The 6,495-nt window shown below is 40.7% G+C and carries 2 protein-coding genes, 5 tRNA genes and 2 rRNA genes (1 of these 9 cut by a window edge); 8 read left to right on the top strand and 1 reads right to left on the bottom strand.

The features are described from left to right. The 5 genes from DKL58_RS06435 to DKL58_RS09525 all read left to right on the top strand — a co-directional run. Window positions 1–2,669: ribosomal RNA gene (locus tag DKL58_RS06435) — 23S ribosomal RNA — on the top strand (it extends 240 nt beyond the left edge of the window). A gap of 76 nt (window positions 2,670–2,745) precedes the next feature. Then, window positions 2,746–2,862: ribosomal RNA gene (gene rrf, locus DKL58_RS06430) — 5S ribosomal RNA — on the top strand. Window positions 2,863–2,872: 10 nt separating this feature from the next. Next, window positions 2,873–2,945: transfer RNA gene (locus tag DKL58_RS06425), tRNA-Asn, on the top strand. Between the two features lie 8 nt (window positions 2,946–2,953). Beyond that, window positions 2,954–3,043 (top strand) — tRNA-Ser (locus DKL58_RS06420). 1,088 nt (window positions 3,044–4,131) lie between these two features. Further along, a complete protein-coding gene (locus DKL58_RS09525; RefSeq protein WP_158595203.1) occupies window positions 4,132–4,287 on the top strand; it encodes a hypothetical protein in 156 nt (51 codons plus the stop codon). 483 nt (window positions 4,288–4,770) lie between these two features. Here DKL58_RS09525 and DKL58_RS06415 read toward each other — a convergent pair whose 3' ends face one another. After that, on the bottom strand, window positions 4,771–5,439 hold the full coding sequence (locus DKL58_RS06415; protein ID WP_109586523.1) for a hypothetical protein: 669 nt from the start codon (window positions 5,437–5,439) through the stop codon (window positions 4,771–4,773). 667 nt (window positions 5,440–6,106) lie between these two features. On the opposite strand from DKL58_RS06415, the gene DKL58_RS06410 reads away from it, so the two are divergent. The 3 genes from DKL58_RS06410 to DKL58_RS06400 all read left to right on the top strand — a co-directional run bounded on the left by DKL58_RS06410 (window position 6,107) and on the right by DKL58_RS06400 (window position 6,451). Further along, window positions 6,107–6,179 (top strand) — tRNA-Val (locus tag DKL58_RS06410). Between the two features lie 123 nt (window positions 6,180–6,302). Further along, a tRNA-Glu gene (locus DKL58_RS06405) sits at window positions 6,303–6,374 on the top strand. 4 nt (window positions 6,375–6,378) lie between these two features. Further along, window positions 6,379–6,451 (top strand) — tRNA-Val (locus DKL58_RS06400). Window positions 6,452–6,495: the final 44 nt, after the last annotated feature.

Below are 6,495 nucleotides of genomic sequence, written 5' to 3'. Positions count from 1 at the left end.
AGTAGCGGCGAGCGAAGAGGAAAGAGCCCAAACCAGATGATTTATCATTTGGGGTTGTAGGACTGCAATAAGGCAGCGCAAAGGATAGCAGAATTATCTGGGAAGGTAAGCCAGAGAGGGTGAGAGCCCCGTAAGCGAAATCCGGAGCGCGCCGAGCAGGATCCTGAGTAGGTCGGGACACGAGGAATCCCGATTGAAGCAGCGAGGACCATCTCGCAAGGCTAAATACTACATTGTGACCGATAGTGAACCAGTACCGTGAGGGAAAGGTGAAAAGAACCCCGGGAGGGGAGTGAAAGAGAACCTGAAACCGTGTGCCTACAAATAGTCAAAGCCCATTAAAGGGTGATGGCGTGCCTTTTGTAGAATGAACCGGCGAGTTACGTTAGCTAGCGAGGTTAAGTCAGAAAAGACGGAGCCGGAGCGAAAGCGAGTCTGAAGAGGGCGGAGCAGTTAGCTGACGTAGACCCGAAACCAAGTGACCTACCCATGACCAGGTTGAAGGTGCGGTAAAGCGCACTGGAGGACCGAACCCACGTAAGTTAAAAATTGCGGGGATGAGTTGTGGGTAGCGGTGAAATTCCAAACGAACTTGGAGATAGCTGGTTCTCTCCGAAATAGCTTTAGGGCTAGCCTGGTGCCAGGACGATCATGGAGGTAGAGCACTGTTTGGACGAAGGGCCCGTCAGGGGTTACTGAATTCAGATAAACTGCGAATTCCAGAGATCGAGGCACTGGAGTCAGACTGCGAGTGATAAGATCCGTAGTCGAAAGGGAAACAGCCCAGATCACCAGTTAAGGTCCCCAAATCTATGCTAAGTGGAAAAGGATGTGGAGTTGCGTAGACAACTAGGATGTTGGCTCAGAAGCAGCCATCATTAAAAGAGTGCGTAATAGCTCACTAGTCGAGTGACGCTGCGCCGAAAATTTACCGGGGCTAAGCATAGTACCGAAACTGTGGATGTGCAGGAATGCACGTGGTAGGAGAGCGTTCTAAATGCGGCGAAGCTTAACTGAGAAGATAAGTGGAGCGTTTAGAAGTGAGAATGCCGGTATGAGTAGCGCAAGACAGGTGAGAATCCTGTCCGCCGAAAGACTAAGGTTTCCTGGGGCAGGCTCGTCCGCCCAGGGTAAGTCGGGACCTAAGGCAAGGCCGAAAGGCGTAGTCGATGGACAACAGGTAGAAATTCCTGTACTGCGCAGCTTCGTTAACAGCGAAGGAGGGACGCAGGAGGCAAAGAACGCATGGCGCTGGAAGCCATGTTCAAGCGTTAAGTGTAGTAATGAGTCAAATGCTTGTTACTGTTAAGCACAAGGCGTGATGAGGAGCGAAATCAAAGTAGCGAAGGTTCAAGCGTCACACTGCCAAGAAAAGCTTCTAGCGAGAAGCTGCGTACCCGTACCGCAAACCGACACAGGTAGTCGAGTGGAGAACACTCAGGTGAGCGAGAGAACTCTCGTTAAGGAACTCGGCAAAATCGCCCCGTAACTTCGGGAGAAGGGGTGCTGGTATAAAAGCCAGCCGCAGTGAATAGGCCCAAACAACTGTTTATCAAAAACACAGGTCTCTGCCAAGTCGTAAGACGACGTATAGGGGCTGACACCTGCCCGGTGCTGGAAGGTTAAGGAGAGCTGTTAGCGCAAGCGAAGCAGCGAACTGAAGCCCCAGTAAACGGCGGCCGTAACTATAACGGTCCTAAGGTAGCGAAATTCCTTGTCGGGTAAGTTCCGACCTGCACGAAAGGTGTAATGATTTGGGCACTGTCTCAACGAGAGACTCGGTGAAATTATAATACCCGTGAAGATGCGGGTTACCCGCGACAGGACGGAAAGACCCCATGGAGCTTTACTGCAATTTGATATTGGGCAGCTGTTAAACATGTACAGGATAGGTAGGAGCCGGAGAAGATAGCACGCCAGTGTTATCAGAGGCAATGTTGGGATACTACCCTTGTTTGATGGCTGCTCTAACCAGGGCCTCTAAGCGAGGCATGGGACAGTGTCAGACGGGCAGTTTGACTGGGGCGGTCGCCTCCTAAAGCGTAACGGAGGCGCCCAAAGGTTCCCTCAGAATGGTTGGAAATCATTCACAGAGTGCAAAGGTATAAGGGAGCTTGACTGCGAGAGCGACAACTCGAGCAGGGACGAAAGTCGGGCTTAGTGATCTGGTGGCACCGCGTGGAAGGGCCATCACTCAACGGATAAAAGCTACCCTGGGGATAACAGGCTTATCTCCCCCAAGAGTTCACATCGACGGGGAGGTTTGGCACCTCGATGTCGGCTCGTCGCATCCTGGGGCTGAAGTCGGTCCCAAGGGTTGGGCTGTTCGCCCATTAAAGCGGCACGCGAGCTGGGTTCAGAACGTCGTGAGACAGTTCGGTCCCTATCCGTCGTGGGCGTAGGAAATTTGCGAGGAGCTGTCCTTAGTACGAGAGGACCGGGATGGACATACCGCTGGTGTACCAGTTGTCTTGCCAAAGGCATCGCTGGGTAGCTAAGTATGGCCGGGATAAGCGCTGAAAGCATCTAAGTGCGAAGCCCCCCTCAAGATGAGATTTCCCATACGCAAGTAGTAAGACACCTCAAAGACTAAGAGGTAGATAGGCTGGGAGTGGAAGAGCCGCGAGGCTTGGAGCGGACCAGTACTAATCAGTCGAGGACTTGACCAGAGCTTGAAGGCAATCAAGGTTTTTTTAAAGGATTATATTTAGTTTTGAGCGTAGAAGCTCAAAGAGAGAGAAAAAGTACGGTGGCAAGAGCAAGAAGGAAACACCTGTAACCATGCCGAACACAGCAGTTAAGCTTCTTCACGCCGAGAGTAGTTGGTGGGAGACTGCCTGCGAGGGTAGGACGCTGCCGTGCTTTTTAGCAATCCGGCTTAGCTCAGTTGGTAGAGCGCTTGACTGTTAATCAAGATGTCGTCAGTTCGAGTCTGACAGCCGGAGTTTAAATTGGAGTGTTGTCCGAGTGGCTTAAGGAGCATGATTGGAAATCATGTATATGGGTTAATCCTGTATCGAGAGTTCAAATCTCTCACACTCCGTTAATAGTAATAAGAAGCTTGTAATATCAACTGTTACAAGCTTTTATTATGCTTTCGCACGGCATAAAAGTATAAAAAAACGGCTCGACGTTCTGTTTTATTTCATCCGGTACTTTTGCAATTTCTTAGAATTTTGAATTAATTTATCTAGCATTCAGTCAACCCATGGCGCAATAGTGTGCTAATTTGTCGCTCTTAAATTATAGGAGAACCTCATGTGTAGAACTTAAACTTTCGAAATGAAATTCTTTTTCATTTATTCCAAAATTTTTAAAATTTTAGAGTAAAATTTTATTTACAACATTTGTGGAAGAGAAATAAATGTGAGGTTTAATGAAACTTGGTATGGTTCGTGAGATCTTGTTTCTTTTAAAATTATAATAAAACACAAATTTAGATAAATTGTGTTACAAACTTATGTGTCCTACATCAGATTACGAAGCCAAATTATCTTTTGTCGTGGCGGGAAAACCTTATTTTAAATCAAGCAACAAAATCAGCTATTCATTTTATGACGATGTAAAGAAGAAAACAGTTAGTTTCATTAGATGAAAATAGCGTTTATTCTAAGCTTCATGGATTTAAAGATTATTTTTATACTGATTTAAAGACCAAGACTAATTAGCTAAAATTTAATAACAAACGCATTCAAAAGACTAAAAATAGTGTTCAAAATTCCAAGCCTCAAGGTATTGTTAGTGCTAATAGTGTTGTTTCACCTAGAGTCAGTATAAACGTTTAAATGACTTCATATTAAGTGATCAAGTTAGTTTTTTCAAGTAGCTGCAAAATTAAGAAAAATAAACAAATATAACACCAACAAGTATATCTTTAAAATTGAAGATAGAGTAGGATTGCCTTGCAGTTAATTAAAGATGGCTGGCCAGCTAATGTTAAAGTGGTCAGAAGAAATATGAACGAACTGGGCTTAGGGTTTAAAAGCCAATAAATGAAATTGGTGTATGTGTTCTTGTTTTTGCCATATAGTTGGTAAGATTTCACTTAATTTAATTAAACTCAGCTGCTTTTACTTAAGACCAAATAAGAAATAGTACGCGGATATTACTGAATTTCATCTTAGGGGACAAATGATTTATTTGTCAACCATTTTGGATGGCTATGTTGGCGATATAGATTCCTACTCAATTTCAGGGCATCTTAATATGGAACTGGTAGTGTCAATGTTGGATAAAATTTTTCCTAAACATCAGGCTTTAAATGCTTGTGATTTCCATACAGTGTAATATCAAAAATTCGATTTATCAGAGTGTATTGAATTTACATGGCATTATTCAAAACGTGTAGCGCAAATGAAATACAATGCACGAGCGGATAGTGGAGAACTTCTTGGCTTGATTAAAACGAAAATGTTTTACATCCAGGAATATAAGTACCATAATCTGCAAGAACTAACTAAAGAAATTGCGTAATAACACTGAAAGAAATAAAGACAGACCAAAAAGCCTGACTCCGAATGAATATCGGACTCAAGCTTTAAAGAAATTATATAATTTTTATCAAAATTTTTGGACTCGAAACGTAATATAAATTTAAATTAGTCTTTTTTCATTAATAATAAGATCAATTGAATTGTCTTTTCTTTTTAAAATGTTTTTCATCAATCAGATTAATGGAATAAAACCCCTAAAGTTATGCTTTATAAACGAATTAAATGAATTAATAAAATTAAATAAGTTTGGCTTCTATAATGCTTGTAATTTTAGTAGTTAGTCTTCTACTAATTTTATTTTAGGAACATCAGAAGTTATTATTTCACCTTTATTTAATTCAACATGAATTTTTGATACCTGGCCGTAGTCCTTATCAGGGTGCTTTGCTAAAATTTCATTAATGTCATCTTCGCCATTGTCAGAGAATATGTTTCCAGTTCCTCGTACAGCTTTAATAGTATAATCGCCAGGTTTGATATCTTTACCTACTGTCCAACTACCAGGGGTCAGTATCTTTCTAAAAATACGCTTGTCTGGAGTTGGGATTAGTTTTGTTGATTCAATTCCATCAATCTTTATCTTTTCTCCTGCTTTTAAGTCAGTGGTGTACGAAGAAAGTTTCATCCATGTATCATCCTCAGTTGGCCCTAAAATGACATTTATATTACGATCATTAGGACTGTTTCGTGAAAATAGATTGCCACTACCTGAGACGGCCTTAATTACATAACGTCCGGGTTTAATTTCTTTACCGACTTTATGAGTACCAGCCGACAGTGTTACTGCTTTAGCAGTATTTTTCTCTATTTCTACTTCTTTACTTTGTCGATTATTACTTCCACCTTTATCACCTGATTTGTTCGTATCATCAGCTGAACATCCTATCAAAGAAAAGATGAATAAGCTTGTTATTAAAAATGATAAGGTTTTTTTTAGATTACCCATTACTTCCTCCCAAAGATTTACTACCATAGGTTTAATGTCGCTGGTGTTATGGACAAAATATGAACCTTAATTCTGTATTGACATTTAATAAAAATAAATATTTCTTTCTTAATATTTAAGATTTTTTTGTGTTACAAAAACTTTATATAATTAAATTAAAAAATTTCATGTGATGCTTTTATCTTTTTAATTCTAGTATAAATAATTATTATAGCAGATACAAGAATAGATTATTTTAAGTGACAATTTTTCAATATCAAAAATATATTGTACTTTTTAAAATAAAAGTTGAAGTAGGATAAAATCTAACAAGTGAATAAGAAAACTCTTTTATCAGAAAATAAAAATTTTTAATGGAATGTGAGAGATTTAAACTTTCGATATAAAATTTTCAATCATACTCCCCAAAATTCAGATGAAAAATACATAGAAATTAAACTCCGATTGTCATACTTGATCCGACAACTTCTTGAATAGTAGTCAAGCATTCTTCACCCGATCTAGTTATATCCTTAATCTTTAATATAAAAAAGAATTGAAAAAAGTTTAGTTAATTCATAGAAATTAATATTAATGAACAGAATCCTACAAAAATTTCAAAAAAATGTAGACATAAATAGAAACTTATGCTAAATTATTAAGAGTGGTCGAGAGATGACAACAAAATGGAGGATTAGCTCAGCTGGGAGAGCATCTGCCTTACAAGCAGGAGGTCACAGGTTCGAGCCCTGTATCCTCCATAATGATGGTGGTGTGAAGGGAAGTTCGCGCCGCCATTATTTATTGATTTAATTAATAAATGGAATCCTTGCATTTTCTCTCAGAATAGGTATACTATTGAATGTGCTTTGATTCAGAACAATGACCCGTTGGTCAAGTGGTTAAGACATCGCCCTTTCACGGCGGTAACATGGGTTCAAATCCCGTACGGGTCACTTTGGAGGATTAGCTCAGCTGGGAGAGCATCTGCCTTACAAGCAGGAGGTCACAGGTTCGAGCCCTGTATCCTCCATCGTTCTATGGCTACCGAACATGCGGTAGCTTTTTTTATTATCA

The sequence above is a fragment of the Lactobacillus kullabergensis genome (genome assembly GCF_003151025.1).
Lineage (GTDB): Bacteria > Bacillota > Bacilli > Lactobacillales > Lactobacillaceae > Lactobacillus > Lactobacillus kullabergensis.
Note: the sequence above shows the minus strand (reverse complement) of the source record. Positions and strands in the feature narration are given on the sequence as shown.

Bases quoted from the DNA above. Each gene is read 5' to 3' on its own strand.
- DKL58_RS09525 (WP_158595203.1), top strand. From the start codon at position 4,132: ATGATTTATTTGTCAACCATTTTGGATGGCTATGTTGGCGATATAGAT.
- DKL58_RS06415 (WP_109586523.1), bottom strand. From the start codon at position 5,439: ATGGGTAATCTAAAAAAAACCTTATCATTTTTAATAACAAGCTTATTC.